The sequence below is a fragment of the Flavobacterium faecale genome, from assembly GCF_003076455.1.
In the GTDB taxonomy this organism is placed as follows: Bacteria; Bacteroidota; Bacteroidia; order Flavobacteriales; family Flavobacteriaceae; genus Flavobacterium; species Flavobacterium faecale.
This window is the reverse complement of the sequence record NZ_CP020918.1, coordinates 2,640,001-2,658,842: the sequence shown is the minus strand read 5'-3', so window position 1 is coordinate 2,658,842 and position 18,842 is coordinate 2,640,001. Positions and strand designations below refer to the sequence as shown.

Annotated in this window: 20 protein-coding genes (1 of these 20 running past the window's edge); 14 read left to right on the top strand and 6 right to left on the bottom strand. The window is 34.4% G+C overall.

The genetic code is table 11. The annotated features are described in order from the left end of the window. Window positions 1-215 precede the first annotated feature (215 nt). Both nhaA and FFWV33_RS11420 read left to right on the top strand, forming a co-directional pair. Window positions 216-1,391 carry a Na+/H+ antiporter NhaA gene (gene nhaA / locus FFWV33_RS11425; protein WP_108741014.1) on the top strand — a complete coding sequence of 392 codons (1,176 nt, stop codon included), beginning with the start codon at window positions 216-218 and terminating at the stop codon, window positions 1,389-1,391. Further along, the gene (locus tag FFWV33_RS11420; protein WP_108741013.1) at window positions 1,375-2,724 is read left to right on the top strand and encodes a TIGR00341 family protein; all 1,350 of its coding nucleotides are present in this window, start codon (window positions 1,375-1,377) and stop codon (window positions 2,722-2,724) included. Before nhaA ends, FFWV33_RS11420 begins: the two co-directional genes overlap by 17 nt. Window positions 2,725-2,789: 65 nt before the next feature. Here FFWV33_RS11420 and FFWV33_RS11415 read toward each other — a convergent pair whose 3' ends face one another. Continuing rightward, window positions 2,790-3,170 carry a hypothetical protein gene (locus tag FFWV33_RS11415; protein WP_108741012.1) on the bottom strand — a complete coding sequence of 127 codons (381 nt, stop codon included), beginning with the start codon at window positions 3,168-3,170 and terminating at the stop codon, window positions 2,790-2,792. Between the two features lie 349 nt (window positions 3,171-3,519). Between FFWV33_RS11415 and FFWV33_RS11410 the strand changes: the two genes are divergently transcribed. Beyond that, window positions 3,520-5,400 (top strand): T9SS type B sorting domain-containing protein, encoded by a 1,881-nt coding sequence (locus tag FFWV33_RS11410; RefSeq protein ID WP_159086009.1) that lies wholly within the window; start codon window positions 3,520-3,522, stop codon window positions 5,398-5,400. A gap of 63 nt (window positions 5,401-5,463) precedes the next feature. Here the strand turns inward: FFWV33_RS11410 and FFWV33_RS11405 are convergent, their stop codons facing one another. Together FFWV33_RS11405 and FFWV33_RS11400 are read right to left on the bottom strand one after the other, a co-directional pair. Then, window positions 5,464-6,504 carry an RluA family pseudouridine synthase gene (locus FFWV33_RS11405; protein ID WP_108741010.1) on the bottom strand — a complete coding sequence of 347 codons (1,041 nt, stop codon included), beginning with the start codon at window positions 6,502-6,504 and terminating at the stop codon, window positions 5,464-5,466. Further along, window positions 6,494-7,111, bottom strand: a complete 618-nt coding sequence (locus FFWV33_RS11400) for a PASTA domain-containing protein (RefSeq protein WP_108741009.1) — start codon at window positions 7,109-7,111, stop codon at window positions 6,494-6,496. Before FFWV33_RS11400 ends, FFWV33_RS11405 begins: the two co-directional genes overlap by 11 nt. 261 nt (window positions 7,112-7,372) lie before the next feature. On the opposite strand from FFWV33_RS11400, the gene FFWV33_RS11395 reads away from it, so the two are divergent. The 4 genes from FFWV33_RS11395 to FFWV33_RS11380 are packed head-to-tail and all read left to right on the top strand — an operon-like array spanning window position 7,373 to window position 10,189. Further along, complete coding sequence (locus FFWV33_RS11395; protein ID WP_108741008.1) at window positions 7,373-8,344, top strand: D-alanine--D-alanine ligase; 972 nt, start codon at window positions 7,373-7,375, stop codon at window positions 8,342-8,344. Between the two features lie 17 nt (window positions 8,345-8,361). After that, window positions 8,362-9,045 carry a DUF421 domain-containing protein gene (locus FFWV33_RS11390; RefSeq protein WP_108741007.1) on the top strand — a complete coding sequence of 228 codons (684 nt, stop codon included), beginning with the start codon at window positions 8,362-8,364 and terminating at the stop codon, window positions 9,043-9,045. A gap of 43 nt (window positions 9,046-9,088) precedes the next feature. After that, window positions 9,089-9,550 (top strand): pantetheine-phosphate adenylyltransferase, encoded by a 462-nt coding sequence (gene coaD / locus FFWV33_RS11385; protein ID WP_108741006.1) that lies wholly within the window; start codon window positions 9,089-9,091, stop codon window positions 9,548-9,550. 60 nt (window positions 9,551-9,610) lie between these two features. Then, the gene (locus FFWV33_RS11380; RefSeq protein WP_108741005.1) at window positions 9,611-10,189 is read left to right on the top strand and encodes a PhnA domain-containing protein; all 579 of its coding nucleotides are present in this window, start codon (window positions 9,611-9,613) and stop codon (window positions 10,187-10,189) included. A 243-nt stretch (window positions 10,190-10,432) separates the two neighbouring features. Here the strand turns inward: FFWV33_RS11380 and FFWV33_RS11375 are convergent, their stop codons facing one another. Further along, window positions 10,433-10,669, bottom strand: coding sequence for a hypothetical protein (locus FFWV33_RS11375; protein ID WP_108741004.1), 237 nt, complete (start codon window positions 10,667-10,669; stop codon window positions 10,433-10,435). A gap of 191 nt (window positions 10,670-10,860) precedes the next feature. Further along, window positions 10,861-12,027: a THUMP domain-containing class I SAM-dependent RNA methyltransferase gene (locus tag FFWV33_RS11370; RefSeq protein ID WP_170111563.1), complete on the bottom strand. Its 1,167-nt coding sequence runs from the start codon at window positions 12,025-12,027 to the stop codon at window positions 10,861-10,863. 152 nt (window positions 12,028-12,179) lie between these two features. Here FFWV33_RS11370 and FFWV33_RS11365 point away from each other — a divergent pair, with 152 nt between their 5' ends. From FFWV33_RS11365 to lysA, 7 genes are all read left to right on the top strand, one after another. Beyond that, entirely contained in the window at window positions 12,180-12,944 is a 765-nt protein-coding gene (locus FFWV33_RS11365) for a class I SAM-dependent DNA methyltransferase (RefSeq protein ID WP_108741003.1), read from the top strand. A 133-nt stretch (window positions 12,945-13,077) separates the two neighbouring features. Continuing rightward, the gene (locus tag FFWV33_RS11360; protein WP_108741002.1) at window positions 13,078-13,749 is read left to right on the top strand and encodes a ZIP family metal transporter; all 672 of its coding nucleotides are present in this window, start codon (window positions 13,078-13,080) and stop codon (window positions 13,747-13,749) included. A 163-nt stretch (window positions 13,750-13,912) separates the two neighbouring features. After that, window positions 13,913-14,500: a hypothetical protein gene (locus tag FFWV33_RS11355; protein WP_108741001.1), complete on the top strand. Its 588-nt coding sequence runs from the start codon at window positions 13,913-13,915 to the stop codon at window positions 14,498-14,500. A 236-nt stretch (window positions 14,501-14,736) separates the two neighbouring features. Beyond that, complete coding sequence (gene murQ / locus FFWV33_RS11350; RefSeq protein ID WP_108741000.1) at window positions 14,737-15,558, top strand: N-acetylmuramic acid 6-phosphate etherase; 822 nt, start codon at window positions 14,737-14,739, stop codon at window positions 15,556-15,558. A 5-nt stretch (window positions 15,559-15,563) separates the two neighbouring features. Beyond that, complete coding sequence (locus FFWV33_RS11345) at window positions 15,564-15,785, top strand: DUF6095 family protein (RefSeq protein WP_108740999.1); 222 nt, start codon at window positions 15,564-15,566, stop codon at window positions 15,783-15,785. Further along, complete coding sequence (locus FFWV33_RS11340) at window positions 15,785-16,357, top strand: pentapeptide repeat-containing protein (protein ID WP_108740998.1); 573 nt, start codon at window positions 15,785-15,787, stop codon at window positions 16,355-16,357. Before FFWV33_RS11345 ends, FFWV33_RS11340 begins: the two co-directional genes overlap by 1 nt. A 205-nt stretch (window positions 16,358-16,562) precedes the next feature. Then, entirely contained in the window at window positions 16,563-17,780 is a 1,218-nt protein-coding gene (gene lysA / locus FFWV33_RS11335) for a diaminopimelate decarboxylase (RefSeq protein ID WP_108740997.1), read from the top strand. Window positions 17,781-17,841: 61 nt separating this feature from the next. On the opposite strand, the gene pafA is transcribed toward lysA, so the two are convergent. Continuing rightward, window positions 17,842-18,842, bottom strand: partial view of an alkaline phosphatase PafA gene (gene pafA / locus FFWV33_RS11330; protein ID WP_108740996.1) — the 3' portion only. It continues 610 nt past the right edge of the window; only the last 1,001 of its 1,611 coding nucleotides appear in the window; its start codon lies beyond the right edge, outside the window; it ends in the stop codon at window positions 17,842-17,844.

Genomic DNA, 18,842 nt, shown 5'->3' with positions numbered 1-18,842 from the left:
AAAAATAAAAAGTGTCGCTTTTCTATTTTGGGAGTTTAGAAAAAAATAATTGTATAAAATACGATAATGCAGTAAACAAAACTTAAAATCAATTGCTATGCATGGTAATAACCTCAAGTTTTGTTATGGAATTAATAAGTAAATCGGTATTTTTGAAAAAAATTACTAATTAGCAGTTCAAACTGCTATAAAAAGCAAAAAGAAAGCAGACTCTTATGAAAAAACAACTGAAGAAACTTTATAAATCCGACTTATTCACAGAATTTTTTGACAATGAAAAATCAAGTGGTCTAGTTTTAATTGGCTGTACCCTTGTCTCTTTAATTTTGGCAAACTCTATTTTCGGAGCACAATACCATCACACTTGGCTTACAAACATAGGAGGTCAACCCTTAGAATACTGGATTAACGATGGTTTGATGACCATTTTCTTTTTACTGATTGGTTTAGAATTAGAGAGAGAAATTTATCTAGGTGAACTTTCAAACATAAAAGATGCCTTATTACCCATTTTCGCCGCTTTGGGTGGAATGATAATTCCTGCAGGACTATATTTAATGGATAACTTTGGCGAAGCCACCCAATCTGGAGCAGGTATACCTATGGCTACAGACATTGCGTTTGCATTGGGAGTTTTATCTTTGTTAGGAAACCGTGTTCCATTATCACTCAAAGTGTTTTTAACCGCGCTTGCTGTTATTGATGACTTGGGTGCGATTTTAATAATTGCAGCATTCTACACCAAAACAATATCTTTTACGTATTTATTTTCTGCACTAGGTGTGCTATTGGCTATGTTTGTAATGAACAGAATGAAAGTAATCAAATTATTCCCTTACCTAATTGGTGGTGTAATCATGTGGTACTTAATGCTTCACTCAGGTATTCACGCTACCATTACGGGAGTTTTACTAGCCTTTGTTATCCCTTTCGAAAACGGAGAGAAAAAATCAATTTCATATAAGTTACAGCACTTTTTGCATAAACCAGTAGGGTTCTTTATCCTTCCATTATTCGCATTGGCAAACACTGCTATCGTTTTAGGGTCTAACATTGGTGAAACCTTAGAGCAACATTATAGCCTTGGGATCGCAATGGGTCTTGTAATTGGTAAACCGGTTGGTATTGCATTGTTTAGTTTTCTTGCTGTTTCAGCTGGTCTTTGTAAACTACCAGATGATCTAAATTGGAAAACGATTATTGCTGTAGGATTCTTGGGCGGAATTGGGTTTACAATGTCTATCTTTATCACGTTACTTGCTTTTGATGATCATGAAATTATCAATAATGCCAAATTTGTAATTTTACTATCCTCGCTTACTGCAGGTGTAATAGGTTTCTTTTTGCTTAAACAAACTTTAAAAAGCAGCCCAAATGGAAAAGCTAGTTAGTCGTTTTGTAAATTTCATCAACCTTAATCAAGGCGAAGAAGAACGTTCGAAAGTATTAGAGAACGTACAATCAAACATCTCTTTTTCTGGCTCCAATTTATGGATTTTAGCATGTGCTATTGTGGTGGCCTCTGTAGGGTTAAATGTCAACTCGACAGCAGTAATTATTGGCGCCATGCTTATCTCGCCCTTGATGGGACCTATTGTAGGTGCCGGATTTGGTCTTGGAATTTATGATTTTGATTTACTACAAACGTCACTTAAGAACTTATTGGTGGCAACCATCGTAGGTTTATTAGTGTCTACTTTCTATTTTTATATCAGTCCATTCAAAGAGACGCAGCCAGAGTTATTATCACGAACTGCTCCTAACTTTTATGATATTATTATTGCCTTTTCAGGTGGACTTGTAGGCGCTATTGCCATCACACGAGCCGAAAAAGGAAATCCTATTCCAGGTGTGGCTATTGCAACAGCATTAATGCCACCATTGTGTACAGCTGGATATGGTTTGGCTGTAGGTAATTTAATGTTCTTCTTTGGAGCTATTTACTTATACGCTATCAACTGTGTATTCATTTGTATTTCTACTTTCTTCATTGTAAAGTATTTAAAATACCCCACCAAAAAGCAATTGACAGATCGTAATCAAACAAAGGTAAAATACATTATTACCACCTTGATTACGATTTTGATTCTGCCGAGTATCTATTTTGCTTACCAGCTTTTTGAACAAAAAAAATACCAACATGCTATTGATGTCTTCATGGAAAATGAATTCAGTAACAAAGGAATTGCGATTCTATACAAAAGAACCGCTTTTAATACCAGTCCAAAAAAACTAGAATTAGGTTTTTTGACCAAGAAATTTTCTGTTAGCGAAATAAAAGATTTAAATGCTAAACTTAAGAGTTATGACATTAATAACACAAAGCTAATTGTAGTGCAAGATACCACCGATCTAAAGAGTGATATTTTGAATGAAATTAATTCTAACAATATGGTTTTAAGCCAAAAAGATGTTACGATTCTAAATTTACAAAAGCAGTTGGCAGCTGATCGTTACAACAACAAGGAACTTTTGTCTGAAATTAAAATACTTTTTCCAACCGTTGAGAACATTGCGGTAGCCAATCACAGTTTTAATGAACAAACAGATAGCTTAAAAACCGTACCAGTACTCGTTTACAACAGTAAAAAACCTTTGGATACTCAAAGTGCTACACAACTGACTAGCTGGCTTCAAAAGCGATTATCTAAACCCGAGATCGCTCTTTTTAATCAGAAAATAGAATTAAAAGTACCTCCAGTTGCCGCGGCAGCTAAAAAATAAAACTAAAAATCCCCTTAACAATCTTCTAGATCATTAAGGGGATTTTTTATAGGAACAATATAATGTTACATCATCTGAATTCCTTCTTCTTCCAACAATGCCAGAAGTGATAAACTTTCTTGCACATTGTAGTTTTCTATTCCGCTTTTATACCATTCTTCGATAACATTCAATTGATACGTGGTAAAATCATCTGAGTCAATACTCATACCTAGCATTCCTGCCAATTGAAATTCGTCTAATATTTTCTTAGTCACAATGCGACACGGAATACCATCCTTTATTTTTCCGTTTAAACGCTCGTAATCAGATCTCCCGCATTCAAATCCCGTATAAAAAGCAGTACAGTTTTGCTCGTGAACGTATTCTTGAGACAAGGGGTCGAATCCCTTTGTATAACCTTCCATATAACCTTGTCTGTAAACCGGGTCAAATATATTTCCCATACCGTGGCAGTATTAGTTTCTATTAATTTCAGCCAAAACTACTACTTAATGAACTTTCAGAAAATTAAAGTCGTTAAAAGGAATAAAAAAACTTCAATCGTCACTTTAAAGCCTATTTTACCCCAAAAAAATAGTTCCCATTTCACTCTACAACTTAGTTTTTATTGATTAATTTTACCAAATACAATCATAATCATCACATTACGAAGGTGTTTTAAGTTAAATTCAATCTAATCATCAAAAAATAAGTGGATCAAACATAATAAAACTTTGTTTTTTACTTTAAGATAATTACGGCATTTTATTGCTTACTTTTAAACTAATTATTCCAGACAATAACATCATTCAAATGTTTCTATTTTATTCGAAAATAAATCTTTTTACTACACTATTAATTTTCACTTTTCTAAGTGTTCATTCGCAGAATGTAAAAGTTGAACCTACGTTTACATTTTTAAATTCTACTTTAAAAACCTATACCATTGCTGATTTACGAGTAATTGATCTTCCTACGGGAGCTACATATACCTGGTTTGATGCACTCACAGGAGGTACTGCTTTGCTAACTACCACTCCATTAGTGAGTGGTACCATTTATTATCTTGAAACATCACCAAAAGCAGCCATCGGTAAGCGTCTTGAAACGATTGTCTACGAAATCAATCCAACTTTAACCGCAGATAAAACTACCAATATTTGCAATGGCGAAACAGTAAAGATCACCGCAACTGGAATCCTCTCTAACGAACAATTTGAAGTTGAAAACACCAATGGAGCAGGTCTTGGCTTAACCAAAGTAGCTCAATATGATCAATCTACCTATTATGTAAAACAGCAAACAATGCCTTGGGAAGATGCAAACAACCTTATCAATGCCATTCCTGGAGCTTCGATGTACATGATCAATAGTACTACAGAAGAAACTACAGTCTATGATGGACTAGTTGCTACCAGACTAGCGAGCGGCACTGTAAATGATGGAATAGCTTTTTGGTTGGGATTAAAACAATATAAAGATGCTAGTGACTTTGACGATTCAGTAAACCAAAAAGGTTGGTACTGGATAGATGGTCGACCGCTTACGTACAGCAACTGGAGCACCAATGAGCCTAACGATTACCACCAGCTTGCAGGTACAAACTATGTATTATATGATGATGGCGGCTATATTAACGATGAAGATTACGGACAGTTTGAATTTCAAAACCGAGGTATAAAATGGAATGATGCTCCAAACAGTTCTACCGACAGAGACTCGTACCCTATTTTTGAATTTGCTGCCACAAGTGGACTGCAATGGTACCAATTAAATACTGCAACAAATAGTTATGAGAGTATGCCAGGGCAAACCAAAGCAGAGTTGAGCGTAGTGACCAAGTCGGGTGTAGAAAAATTCAGATTGGATCTACTATTAAACGGCACAGTCTTATCGTTACCCTATGAAATTTTAAAAATCGAACCAAAGGTCTACCCTATTTCTGCTCAATTAACGACTTTGTGTGCTACAGGAACAGATGCTACAACATTAAAAGAAACTGCTGTTTTTGATACTAGTACATTTGAGAGCACACTTATTGGCAGTCAAACTGATGTCACTGTGTCTTATCAAGACGCTGCTGGAAATGCATTGTCGAGTTCGCTACCAAATCCTTTTACTAGTAGCACACAAACACTAACAGTAAAAGTAGCCAACACGGCTACACCAACTTGCTTTGTTACAAGTATGATTCCGCTAATTGTAACGCCTAAAATAAAAATCGAATCGATAATCATTAAAGATTTATCTGAGCCAAATTCGATCTCAATAAAGCTGCAAAATGAGTCGCCACAAAATCTATTTAGTATCAATGGTAGTCAAGGTCCGTTTCAAGATTCTGGTTCCTTTAGTTCAGTACCAGCAGGGCAATATGAGGTTTTTGTAAAAGACAGTAATGATTGTGGCTTTGATAGCCAAATCATTTATGTTCTTGGCGCTCCACAATTTTTCACACCCAACGGTGACGGTTTTAATGATTACTGGAACATTCAAGGCGTCGATCCAAGCATCAATGCCAACATACAAATTACAATATACGACCGCTATGGTAAATACTTAAAAAGACTTAATCCACTAGATCAAGGTTGGGATGGCTTGTACCTTAAACGACCACTACCTGCTACCGATTATTGGTATACTGTGCAACTCCCTGATGGCAGAATATCCAAAGGTCACTTCAGTCTCAAACGATAAAAAAAAAGGTTAACTGCTTACTGAAATAAGCAATTAACCTTTTTTATTGGTAGAGAACGAAAATTATTCCTCGTCTTCTATAGTATGTGATTTAGAATATCCTCTCCATTTATCAATACAATCTTGAAAATCTTGTGGCAATTCAGTATCAAATCGCATATTCTCCTTTGTTGTAGGATGCACAAAGCCAAGTGTTTTAGCGTGTAATGCTTGTCTTGGTAACACTTTAAAACAATTATCGATAAACTGTTTGTACTTAGTAAATGTAGTTCCCTTTAAAATTAAGTGACCACCATAACGCTCATCATTAAAAATTGGATGACCAATATGCTTCATATGAGCACGTATTTGGTGCGTACGTCCGGTCTCTAACACACAAGACACTAAAGTAACATAACCAAAACGCTCCAACACTTTGTAGTGCGTAATCGCAGGTTTTCCTACTTCAGGATCTGCAAAAACAGCCATTTGCATACGGTCTTTCAAATGTCTAGCTAGATTCCCTTCGATAGTACCTCCTTCTTCGTCAATATTCCCCCAAACAAGGGCAACATATTCTCTCTCGGTTGTTTTAGCCTCAAATTGCTTAGCCAAATGCGTCATTGCCGCCTCTGTTTTTGCAATTACAAGCAAACCTGAGGTATCCTTATCAATACGGTGTACCAATCCTGGACGTTCGCTACTATTCATTGGCAAATTCTCAAAATGATACGCCAATGCGTTCACCAACGTACCTGTGTAATTACCATGACCCGGATGCACTACCAAACCTGGTTCTTTGTTTACTAGTAACAAAGCTGCATCTTCATAGACAATATTCAACGGAATATTCTCTGGCAAAACATGATTTTCAAACGGTGGATGCGTTAACATTACAGTTATCACATCAAATGGTTTTACTTTATAATTTGATTTCACCGGAATATCATTCGCAAAAATGTTTCCTTCCGTAGCTGCATTCTGAATTTTATTTCGAGTTGCATTTTGGATCAATCCCATCAAATATTTATCGACACGCAAAATTGTTTGTCCCTTCGGCACTTCAAATCTAAAGTGTTCGAATAATTCTTCTTCTAAGTCAACCGACTCTGTATTATTGTTCATTTGGCATTTCATCTGTTGGACTCGCAATGGTGTCCGTTGGTATACTTTCTTCGTAACTTGCTTTTCCGTCGCCCAAAACCAAATCAATTTTAGATCCCTTCAAAACTTTATCTCCTGGGCTTATATTACGTCCTTTGCAACGCATTTCCAGCACCATATCTTTTCCTAAATTTGGTATGTAAGTCACGGTTCCTTCCTCAAGACCCAAAGCTCTTAGTGTAGGCACAGCTTCACGATATGTTTTCTCAATTAAATCAGGAATTTTAACCGATGAAAATCCTGAAGAATTAATCTTGATATACACCTTTCTCCCCACCTTTACTTTCGCTCCAGGCAAAGGATCTTGTTGTACAACACTGTATTTCGGAAAATCACTTCTAAAATCTACACTGTCCAAAACCACATAGGCCAAGTCCAACTCATCCAACTTCTCTTCTACTTGCTCCTCTGTCAATTTGCTCAAATTCGGAACTGTAATTTCATTTCCGTGATCCGTAGTAAAGGTCAACCAATGCATTAACAGATAACCCAAAACTGCAATTGTCAAAACAGCCAAAAAAGCTTGAACAAAAAACACACGACTAACAAGGTATTTACGTAAACTCATAAATTATTTTTTATAATACTGCAAAGATATAGCTATTTCGTTCCAAAAAAAATGATAATTTTGTTTATCAAAAAGGTAATTGCTTTATTTAGGAGCTAATTCACCTCCCGAAGCGTCGGGACGCTACAATTTTATGGGGCATAAAGCCTTCCCTCACAAGGATTTTTGCTGCTATCGGGGTTAGAAACACATATCATTCATCAACATTTTATTAATAGAGAACAATCAAATTTCATTCTACAAAAGTAAAAACTTCAATATATGAAAAACATTGCCATCATCATGGGCGGTTATTCTAGCGAATACAAAATCTCACTTATAAGCGGAAACGTAGTCTACCAAAACTTAGATTATAAAAAATACAACCCTTTCTGCGTTCATATATTTAAAGACAAATGGGTCTATGTCGATGCAGATGATAGAGAATACCCAATAGACAAAAACGATTTTTCGAGCACTGTAGACGGAAAAAAAATCACTTTTGACTGCGTATTCAATGCCATCCATGGTACGCCGGGTGAAGACGGATTGATGCAAGCCTACTTTGAGTTAATCGGCATGCCACAAACGGCTTGCGATTATTACCAAGCAGCACTGACATTCAATAAAAGGGATTTATTATCTGTTTTAAAACCTTACGGAATACAAACAGCGATTTCTTACTACCTGAACTTGGGTGACGAAATCAATATTGACGAAATTATCTCAAAAGTGGGTTTACCTTGTTTTGTAAAACCAAACAAAGCAGGTTCTAGCTTCGGAATTTCAAAAGTACATGCCCTTGAAGATTTGCCTACTGCAATTGAAACCGCATACAAAGAAGATAACGAAATCATTATCGAAAGTTTCCTTGACGGAACCGAAGTTTCTGTGGGCGTTATCAACTATAAAGGAAAAGTAACTGTTTTACCAATGACCGAAATCGTTTCTGAAAATGATTTCTTTGATTACGAAGCCAAATATTTAGGGAAATCACAAGAAATTACACCTGCGAGAATTTCAGATGAATTGACCGAAAAAGTTGGAGCCATAGCCAAGCGCGCCTACGAAGTCTTAAAAATGAAAGGTTTCTCTCGTTCTGAATTTATCATCGTAAACGACGAACCCTTCATGCTCGAAATGAACACAATTCCGGGAATGACCAACGAAAGTTTACTGCCACAGCAAGCTGCAGCAGCAGGTATCTCATTACAAGATTTGTTCGGAAATGCGATTGAAATTGCTTTACAGTAATTAATGACTTCAGAGAAATGATAGAATGGAAAAGAATATTATTAAATGATCTATCTCCCAATTTTTTAATTGAGGTTTCATTTCGAACCATAGTAATGTTTACCATTTTACTATTGGCCTTGAAGCTAACAGGAAAAAGAGGTGTAAAACAACTGTCTGTATTTGAGATGGTAATCATCATCAGCTTAGGTTCTGCCGCAGGCGATCCTATGCTATATGATGATGTTGGACTATTACCTGCAATTGCCGTAATCATTGTCATAACAATCTATTACAAGATAATTATTTGGCTTACGGCCAAAAGTCCAAAGTTTGAACAATTTGTAGAAGGCAAAACCCAATGCATTATTGATGAAGGAGAATTTTCAATTCACCGTTTTAAAAAGGAAAACTTAGCACAAGACGAATTTTTTTTAGAACTTCGCCTGAAATCTATTGAACATTTAGGACAGATTAAGAATGCTTACATTGAGACCAATGGCGAAATAAGCACTTTTTATTATGCCGATGAGGATGTAAAATATGGATTGCCTATTTTGCCACAAATTTTCAGTCAAAAATCAGAAGTGATTCCAAAAAATGGTACTTATGCTTGTAGCTTTTGCGGTAACATTCAAGAATTAACCGTTGCTGGTGGAACTTGTGATAATTGTCTCAAGAAAGAATGGGTTCCCGCAATTAAAACTATTAGAAGATCCTAAAAAGAGCATTTTTTCCATCATAAATAGTACTAAAAAGAAAACAATGAGAAAAGCTATATTCCCCGGTTCCTTTGACCCAATTACACTTGGTCACGAAGACATCATCAAAAGAGCTATTCCGCTTTTTGATGAAATAATCATCGCAATTGGTGTCAATGCAGAAAAAAAATACATGTTTAGTCTAGACGAGCGCAAACGCTTTATAGAAGAAACATTTAAAAATGAACCAAAAATCTCTGTTATTACCTATGAAGGCTTAACGATCGAACTTTGTCAAAAATTCAATGCTGATTTTATATTACGTGGTTTGCGTAATCCGGCAGATTTTGAATTCGAAAAAGCCATTGCACACACCAACAGACATTTGTCAAAAATCGAGACTGTTTTTCTACTTACTGCTGCAAGTACATCCTACATAAGCTCAAGTATCGTACGTGATGTTATTCGAAATAAAGGAGAATATCAAAAATTGGTACCAAAAGCGGTTGTTGTAGCCAAAAAATAATATCCTATTCAAAAATAAACAAGGCGAATTAAAAATAATTTAGCCTCTTAAAACAAAAAAATGAGCATCGAAAGAGAATTAAACAAACGAAGTGGGTCACAATGCGAACTTTGTACCGCAACCGAAAACCTGAAAGTATATACCGTTCTACCAACTCAAAGAGGGGGCTTGGATGAAAATATATTTGCTTGTGCTACTTGTATTGATCAAATAGAAAACCCAGGAAACGAAGATTTAAATCATTGGAGATGCCTTAACGATAGTATGTGGAGTGAGCATACTGCCGTACAAGTTGTGGCATGGAGAATGTTGAGCCGTTTGCGCGCTGCAGGATGGCCGCAAGAATTATTGGAGCAAATGTACCTTGACGAAGACACTTTACTATGGGCACAAGCTACAGGCGAAGGTGCTGATGATGAAAATAAAATTATCCATAGAGACAGCAATGGAGTTATCCTAGAACACGGAGACTCGGTAGTACTTATCAAAGATTTAAAAGTAAAAGGTTCTAGCATGGTAGCCAAACAAGGAACCGCAGTTCGAAACATACGCCTAGACCATGAAAATGCCGAGTATATTGAAGGAAAAGTAGATGGTCAAACCATTGTGATTATCACTCAATATGTGAAGAAGACGTAGTTTTCAGTTTACGGTAATCAGTTTATTACTGTAAACGATCAATAAACTTCAGTCATAAAATTTCAAGCAATAAAAAAAACGTTAGTAGAAAATTTTCTACTAACGTTTTTTTTTATTTTATAAAAGGACCCTCTATTTCTTTTCACTCAATTATTTAAAACTGAGACTCTAGACTAAGACTGCAAACTGAGACTGAAGACTGTAGACTGAAGACTGTAGACTGAAAACTGAGACTAGAAGAAACTACTCTATTTCTCGTACTTCTTTCATGAAAATCCATTTCATAAATAGCTTTTCGCCATCTTTTGTATTTAATGCTTTAAATTTTGGTGAAAGCAAAGTACCAACTACGAAAGCTACCATCGGAATCCAAAAGCCAGTGAGATTCGTGTACATGGCAACCAAATAACGCACAGATATAAAAAGAATTGCAAAACATCCTAATTGGTATAAAAAAGCTCTTATTTGTAATTTTGTCATTGTTTTATTTTAAGTTATTATCCCAAAGCTTCGGGATTTATATACTAAGTTGCTAAGCTTAATATTTATTTAAAAAAACTGTGTATCTTGGATAATCAAGCCAATTTACATTATCTTTTTTTTTAGTTATTTAGACTTCTAGGTTCCTATGAAACTGTATTTAAAACTTAGTAAATCTCTAAAAAAAATCTTTATTCCTGTACTTCTTGAAACTTAGTACGTTTACTTCCTTCGTACATTTCGTATTTTACCAAACGCGATTCAATGCTTGCGTTAAATAATTTTATTTTACGAGAAGGTTTCAAACCTACATATTTCAATGCTTCAAGGTTACCCGTGATAAACCAGGCATTGGTTCCAGGATAATTCTTTTTTAGCGTATCGCCAATATTTTTATAAAACTCTTCCATATGAATATCCAAACGCTCATCATATGGCGGGTTGAATACAATGTGTAACTTGCCTTCTGAGTTTTTTTCTGTTTCAAAAAAGTTATCCTCTTTGATCGTAATATATTCCTCTAGATTTGCATTTTTGATATTGTCTTTGGCTTTACTCACTGCAGATGGAGCTTTGTCATAACCTTTTATAGTATGGTGAAATTCACGAATTTTACCCAACAAACTATCAGTAATTTTATCAAATAAATCATTATCCCAATCTTTCCATTTTTCGAAAGCAAATTCTTTACGGTTGATGTTTGCCGGAATATTACATGCAATCATAGCTGCCTCTGCCAAAAAAGTACCCGAACCACACATTGGATCTAGAAAATCTGTTTGACCATCCCATCCAGAAAGCAATAGCACTCCTGCCGCTAAAACTTCGTTTATTGGTGCTAAGTTGGTAGCCGTTCTGTACCCACGTTGGTGAAGCGAATTCCCTGAAGTATCCAATGCAACTGATACTTGATCTCTATCAATGTGAATATTAATCCTTAAATCAGGAAATGCTTTATCAATACTTGGTCGTTGCCCTGTTCTTTCTCTAAATTGATCCACAATGGCATCTTTACATTTTTGAGAAACAAACTCGGTATGGTTGAAGTTTTGAGAGTGCACAGTCGCATCAATCACAAAAGTTTGATTGGCATTGATATAACGTGACCAATTAATACTTGCCACTCCTTTATATAATGCTTGATCATTATTTGCTCTAAAAGAATAAATAGGTTTCAAAATTTTCAAGGCAGTTCGCAATGCTAAATTCGCTTTGTACATAAAACCTTTATCACCCACAAAACTCACCATTCGTACACCTTGCTCTACTTCTTGAGCACCCAATTGTGTTAGCTCTTTGGCCAATATTTCTTCAAAACCAAAAAAGGTTTTGGCAATCATCTTAAAATTATTTTCTATCATCATTCTTTGTATCAAACAGCTTTAGCAAAAAGAAATCACCAACTGCCGTCAAATTATCAATTAACCCAAATCCATTTCAAGATCAAAAGGCGTTATTTTTCAGCAAAAATACACTAAATTTGCGGGATAGAATAAACAGAAAAGAATAAATGTCCGAAGAACAGCAACCATCCAACTCAAATCCAGACCAACCAAGACCAACTTGGTTTAGCTCTTGGTTCGATACTCCATACTATCACATATTATACAAAGAGCGCAATTACCGTGAAGCACAACTTTTCATGGACAATATAACGCACTACCTCAATCTGCCAGAAAAAGCCAAAGTATTGGACTTAGCGTGCGGGAAAGGTCGTCATTCCATCTATTTAAATCAATTAGGATTTGACGTTCTTGGAGCCGATCTTTCCGAAAATAGTATTCTCGAAGCTTCCAAAAATAGCAACGACAGCCTGCACTTTAAAGTGCACGACATGAGAGAATCTTTCGAAGAAAAATACGATGCTATCTTTAACTTATTTACAAGTTTTGGGTATTTCGAAAAAGACGAAGACAATCTAACCACATTAAAAGCTATTAAAGAAAGTTTATCTGAATATGGATTTGCAGTAATTGATTTCATGAATGTAAACCAGGTTGTTAACACGCTAGTTCCCGAAGAAGTTAAAATCGTTGACGGAATTGAATTTCACCTTAAGCGCTACGTTTCAGATGGGCACATATACAAAGACATTGATTTTGAAGATAATGGTCAAAAATATCATTATACCGAAAAAGTTAAAGCTTTAACGCTACAAGATTTTCAAAGCATGATGGACGAAGCCGGAATTTATTTATTGGACATTTTTGGTGACTACAAACTCAAAAAATTTCATAAAACTGAAAGCGAGCGCTTAATCATGATTTTCAAATAGTAACGAAACCGTTTTATTATTTTTATTCGATTCGAATGGTTTAAACCACAAAATAAACCTTCGTTATAGTAAAAATGTAACTCTGTTTACGAGCTAGCCTATTTTAATATTTTTCTCCGATTTACAAATCGCCATGAATTACATCTTACCTTTACTTTCGGTACTGCTTGGCTATAGTATTGCCTTGGTTATTAAGCCAAAAAACAAAAGTAACCTAAAACTTTTACTAGCTTTTAGTGGCTCATTTTTACTTGCATTGACAGTAATGCATTTGCTTCCAGATGTTTATGAAACTAAAAATCAAAGCATCGGAATCTTCATTATGATGGGGATTTTGTTTCAAATTATTTTAGAATTTTTTTCCAAAGGCGCAGAACATGGACATGTACACGGTCACCCGAATATGACTCATATTCCGTGGTTACTTTTTATCAGTCTTTGTATTCATGCGTTTTTAGAAGGTTTCCCTGTAGGACATCACAAAGATAATCTTGCTATAGGAATTGCAATTCATCACCTACCAATCGCAATTATTCTAACTACTTTTTTTATAAATTCTCATTTAAATAAAAAAGCAATTTTTGTTTTCATGATGACTTTTGCTGTAATGACACCTTTAGGAACTTTTGTTTCTGCTTATGTGCCGATGCTAAGCGATTACAATACCGAAATTACTGCGGTAGTTATTGGAATTCTCTTTCATATCTCTTCTACAATAATTTTCGAAAGTAGCGAAGGACACAAGTTTAATATTGCTAAAGTATCTATGATAGTCCTCGGAATCATTTTAGCCTATTTACTTTAATAAAGTACGTTTGACTGTGATTATTTTCGAAAAAAAAATTGCCAGTTCAAATTCTCATATCAGTCAGTACTAGTTTTGGTTTAATTACTGAAAAAAGATTGTTATTTAGTTGATATATGTATATTTGGCTCAAATATAGTTAGTAATTCACCCCCTTTCGAAAATGAAAAAAATAGCCCTTTTTTTACTATTCACGTCCAGCTTTGCACTGCTTTCTTTTCAGCAAGACACTATTGTCGATTTCTTACATACGGGAACAATTTTGAAATTTGAAGATCACAATTTTCATCTCGCTTGGAGTTCACATCCAAACACTACCTATTACAAACAAGAGTACCTTAGAACATCTGATAATAAATTTGAAACCTATCAAAAAATGTTAATTGTAGAGGCCGTTCAGTCTGATATATTAGTAGAACAGGCAAGTAACATGAAACTGAATGAGCTTGAAAAACTAAAAAAAGATAATCCGCTGGTACAAACTAACATTGAAAAAGCTAATAATCAAGACGAAAAAGTTATTTCGTTCATGTTGAGCGGTGGTCACAATGTCCTTGAGTGGAATATATACCGCTACCAACAACAAAAAAATGACAGAGGAACTTTTCTAGTTTTATATGCATACTCCTACCGCAATTATTTTACTAAAAAAGAAGATATTGTAAAGTTTTTAGAATACGTAAAAGCCAACAATTCCAAAATAACCAACTTAGTAAACTCCGCTGCTGTACCTAAAATTAAAGTGGATTAATTTTCAAAAGTAAATATATTAAGAGCTATTCTATATTTTTCTCTTATTCTAAAAAGAAGGTGGCAATTTATCGAATAGAAATCCTTTCAATACAGCTCTTTATTATGGATAGAATATTTTTTTAAATTCTAAAATACATTTTCTATAAAGTAATCGTTTCTCTTTTTATAAATACTTAAATTTGTAGTACATTGAAATAGGCAAAGTTTGACCACTTACCTGAAAATAAATAGAAAATGACCTTTACAAAAACAACGGAACAAACGTCAAAATACGAGCATCTTGAAAAAATGTCAGTAAATGAATTATTGGCAAATATAAATCAAGAAGATCATACAGTACCCGTAGCAGTTGAAAAAGCTTTGCCACAAATTAAGGATCTAGTAACCGAGATTGTATCCAAGATGAAACTTGGAGGGCGCATATTTTATATCGGAGCTGGAACATCTGGCCGTTTAGGAGTAGTTGATGCCTCAGAATGTCCTCCAACATTTGGTGTACCCTTTGATATGGTAGTAGGAATTATTGCTGGTGGTGATGCTGCTATCAGGAAAGCAGTCGAAAATGCAGAAGATAACGATACACAAGCTTGGAAAGATTTACAAGAATTCAACATCACTCAAAATGATGTAGTTGTTGGAATCGCTGCCTCAGGTACAACTCCATATGTTATTGGAGGTCTAAAAACGTGTAACGAAAATAATATTAGCACCGGAAGTATTTCTTGTAACGCTGGAAGTCCCATCTCTTTAACTGCAAAATTTCCTATCGACGTAGTTGTAGGACCTGAATTTGTAACAGGGAGCTCTCGAATGAAAGCTGGAACAGCACAAAAACTCGTTCTCAACATGATTTCTACAGCAACGATGATTCAGCTCGGAAAAGTAAAGGGAAACAAAATGGTAGATATGCAGCTTAGTAATAGTAAATTGGTCGATCGAGGAATCAAAATGATCATGAGCGAAATACCTGTAACATACGAAAAAGGAGCTGAATTACTTACCGAAAATGGAAGTGTTCGAAAAGCAGTAGACAACTGGAAAAACAGTAAATTATAACAATTATGGCAACAGATAAAAATACACTTTCTCGTGGATTGAAATACCTTTCAGGTGCTTTACCCCTTTTATTTTTAGGCCCAACTGTAATTTACAATGCTTTTATGAATCAAAAAAATGATTGGCATTATTTAGTTTTGGCTGTTGGTATCATTGCGTGCATCTCGTCCGTGTTTTTAATGTTCAAAGGACTTCAATTTGTAATGAAAAGTATATTTAACGACTAATGGAAGGATTACTACACGTACAAAAAACATTCGAAAAAGTAATTTTTACTGGTAAAAAAGTTAATAACCGCCAATTTGAAGATTGCATTTTCAAGAACTGCGATTTTTCAAATAGTGATTTCTCCAACAACAGTTTTATGGATTGTGAATTTATTGATTGTAACTTATCAATGATGCAATTAATCGGAACAAGTTTAAAAACCGTACACTATAGCAACTGTAAAATGATGGGAATTACTTTCCATACCTGTAATGATTTTTTATTTCAGGTTTCGTTTTCAGATTGCGTTTTAGATTACAGTTCATTTACGAATAAAAAAATGCCTAAAATAGTTTTTAAAAATTGTTCTCTAAAAGAAGTTGCTTTTATGAGTTGTGATCTTACCCAAGCAACGTTTGATAACTCAGACTTATCAGGTGCAATCTTTAATGAAACACAATTAAAAGGAGTAAATTTCAAAACCGCATTCCATTATAATATCGATCCCGAGTTTAATCCAATGAAAAAAGCACGATTTGCTACCCAAGGAATTACAGGTTTATTGGACAAATATGATATAAAAATCGTTTAAATCAACTTCAACGATCATTCTCTGCAGCAATACCACTGAAACATCATATCAAACAAACACCTCATAAACAATATATTACCAACACAATAAATATAAATAAAATTTCTAAGATTTACAAAACAAACATTTTGTTATATTTTGTTAGAATAACTTATTTTCATTGTAAAACCAATAAAGAATAATAAATTTGCTTAAAAATATTAAGATGCAACCGAAAGACTTACTACAACTATCAGAACAATTTGGATCTCCAATTTATGTTTATGACGCAGATAAAATAAAATCACAATACAATCGTTTAACCAAAGCTTTTTCTAAGGTAGAAAAATTACGTATTAATTATGCGATGAAAGCTTTGTCAAATATCGCAATTCTTCAGTTATTAGAAGAAATGGGGTCAGGACTAGACACTGTTTCTATCCAAGAAGTACAACTAGGACTTCATGCTGGATATGCTCCAGAACGTATTTTCTACACCCCAAATGGAGTTTCATTAGAAGAAATAGAAGAGGTAAATGCACTTGGTGTTCAAATCAACATTGATAATCTATCTATTTTGGAGCAATTTGGTGCTAAGCATCCAAATGTACCAGTATGCATTCGTATCAACCCACATGTAATGGCGGGAGGAAATGAAAATATTTCAGTAGGACATATTGATAGTAAGTTTGGAATATCTGTTCACCAATTACCACATTTAGTTCGAATTGTAGAAAATACAAAGATGAACATTATCGGTATCCACATGCATACAGGATCTGATATATTAGATATTGAAGTATTCTTATATGCTGCCGAAATATTATTTGATGCAGCTCGAAATTTCAAAAATCTAGAGTTTTTAGATTTTGGAAGTGGTTTCAAAGTTCCTTACAAAAAAGATGATATCGAAACAGATATTGAAGAACTTGGTAAAAAATTATCAAAAAGATTCAATGAGTTTTGTACAGAATATGGTAAAAACTTAACCTTAATTTTTGAACCAGGTAAATTCTTGGTAAGTGAAGCAGGACAGTTTTTAGCTAAAGTGAATGTAATTAAACAAACTACATCAACCGTTTTTGCTGGTATTGATAGTGGGTTTAATCATTTAATTCGCCCTATGTTTTACGGATCACAACATGTAATAGAAAACATTTCTAATCCAAAAGGAAAAGAACGTTTTTATTCTGTAGTAGGATACATTTGTGAAACAGATACTTTTGCAAATAACAGACGCATAGCCGAATTGAAAGAGGGAGACATTCTAAGTTTTAAAAATGCAGGAGCTTATTGCTACTCTATGGCTTCAAACTATAACTCAAGATACAAACCAGCAGAAGTACTATGGATGAATGGTCAAGGACATTTAATACGTGCTCATGAAACATTTGAAGATTTGTTAAAAAATCAGATTCCTTTACCTGTTAAAGCTAAAGTTTAGTATAAAAAAAAATAGGCTGTCTTTCTAAGACAGCCTATTTTTTTTATATAAAGACAAAGTATTATTCAAACACTTCTTCTAGAACTTGAGCTTCTGTACCGTTCGGAAAAGAAACTTTAAGTTTTTGCGCAATAGTTGGAGCAATCTGTGTTATTGCCTTTTTACTGTAAGATTCGCCCTTTTTTATATGCCAACCGTAAAAAATGGCTGGAACATGAGTATCATATGTATAAGTTGTACCATGAGAAGTTCCCGTTCCTTGGTATTCGATATAACCAGGTTTATCCAAGATTACCAAATCCCCATTTTGTGTCACATCGTATCCCTTTGCTATAAAATTAAGATAGTAGTCATTACCAGTAGCATGTAAGATTTCCTCTTCAGTGTACACCCTTTTAACATAATCCTGAGTCATCAAATAAGATTTAAAGGCACTTTTTACAGCATCTAAATCCAAATTTTTAGCTTTAACCACTTCTTTGTTAAAATACAAATTAAAACTAGAGTAGTTCAGAATCAAATCAGCTCCAAATGTTTTAAGAGAAAAATCCTTTAGATTCTTTCTAATAGTTGAAGGACTAATTGCATCTACGTTATATTTATTATCTTTCAAATAACTAACATTTTCAGCACCAGCATGGTCTGCCGTTAAAAATAATAAGTAATTATCCTTACCTACGTTTTTATCCAAGTATTTCAAAAAGTCAGCAATAGTTTGATCAAGTCGCAAATAAGTATCTTGCAACTCCATAGATCTTGGCCCTAATAAATGACCAACATAATCAGTAGAAGAAAAACTAACCGTCAAAAAATCAGTAATATCATCTTTACCTAGCGATTCTTTTTCTATAGCTTTTGTAGCAAATTCTGCCAACAAATCATTCCCATAAGGAGTAGAACGCAAAACACCTGCATCATTCTTCTCATACATATCTTTCAAGTCATAAGGAAAAACAGGAGCTTTGCTATTGTATAATTTACCTTCATAAGGATTATTATCCTCTAGACTTTCATTATAAGTAGATTTTGATTTATACAAATCCCAACCCTTATTGATATATG

Coding starts and splice junctions, on each gene's coding strand:
- nhaA (WP_108741014.1), top strand. CDS start 216: ATGAAAAAACAACTGAAGAAACTTTATAAATCCGACTTATTCACAGAA.
- FFWV33_RS11420 (WP_108741013.1), top strand. CDS start 1,375: ATGGAAAAGCTAGTTAGTCGTTTTGTAAATTTCATCAACCTTAATCAA.
- FFWV33_RS11415 (WP_108741012.1), bottom strand. CDS start 3,170: ATGGGAAATATATTTGACCCGGTTTACAGACAAGGTTATATGGAAGGT.
- FFWV33_RS11410 (WP_159086009.1), top strand. CDS start 3,520: ATGTTTCTATTTTATTCGAAAATAAATCTTTTTACTACACTATTAATT.
- FFWV33_RS11405 (WP_108741010.1), bottom strand. CDS start 6,504: ATGAACAATAATACAGAGTCGGTTGACTTAGAAGAAGAATTATTCGAA.
- FFWV33_RS11400 (WP_108741009.1), bottom strand. CDS start 7,111: ATGAGTTTACGTAAATACCTTGTTAGTCGTGTGTTTTTTGTTCAAGCT.
- FFWV33_RS11395 (WP_108741008.1), top strand. CDS start 7,373: ATGAAAAACATTGCCATCATCATGGGCGGTTATTCTAGCGAATACAAA.
- FFWV33_RS11390 (WP_108741007.1), top strand. CDS start 8,362: ATGATAGAATGGAAAAGAATATTATTAAATGATCTATCTCCCAATTTT.
- coaD (WP_108741006.1), top strand. CDS start 9,089: ATGAGAAAAGCTATATTCCCCGGTTCCTTTGACCCAATTACACTTGGT.
- FFWV33_RS11380 (WP_108741005.1), top strand. CDS start 9,611: ATGAGCATCGAAAGAGAATTAAACAAACGAAGTGGGTCACAATGCGAA.
- FFWV33_RS11375 (WP_108741004.1), bottom strand. CDS start 10,669: ATGACAAAATTACAAATAAGAGCTTTTTTATACCAATTAGGATGTTTT.
- FFWV33_RS11365 (WP_108741003.1), top strand. CDS start 12,180: ATGTCCGAAGAACAGCAACCATCCAACTCAAATCCAGACCAACCAAGA.
- FFWV33_RS11360 (WP_108741002.1), top strand. CDS start 13,078: ATGAATTACATCTTACCTTTACTTTCGGTACTGCTTGGCTATAGTATT.
- FFWV33_RS11355 (WP_108741001.1), top strand. CDS start 13,913: ATGAAAAAAATAGCCCTTTTTTTACTATTCACGTCCAGCTTTGCACTG.
- murQ (WP_108741000.1), top strand. CDS start 14,737: ATGACCTTTACAAAAACAACGGAACAAACGTCAAAATACGAGCATCTT.
- FFWV33_RS11345 (WP_108740999.1), top strand. CDS start 15,564: ATGGCAACAGATAAAAATACACTTTCTCGTGGATTGAAATACCTTTCA.
- FFWV33_RS11340 (WP_108740998.1), top strand. CDS start 15,785: ATGGAAGGATTACTACACGTACAAAAAACATTCGAAAAAGTAATTTTT.
- lysA (WP_108740997.1), top strand. CDS start 16,563: ATGCAACCGAAAGACTTACTACAACTATCAGAACAATTTGGATCTCCA.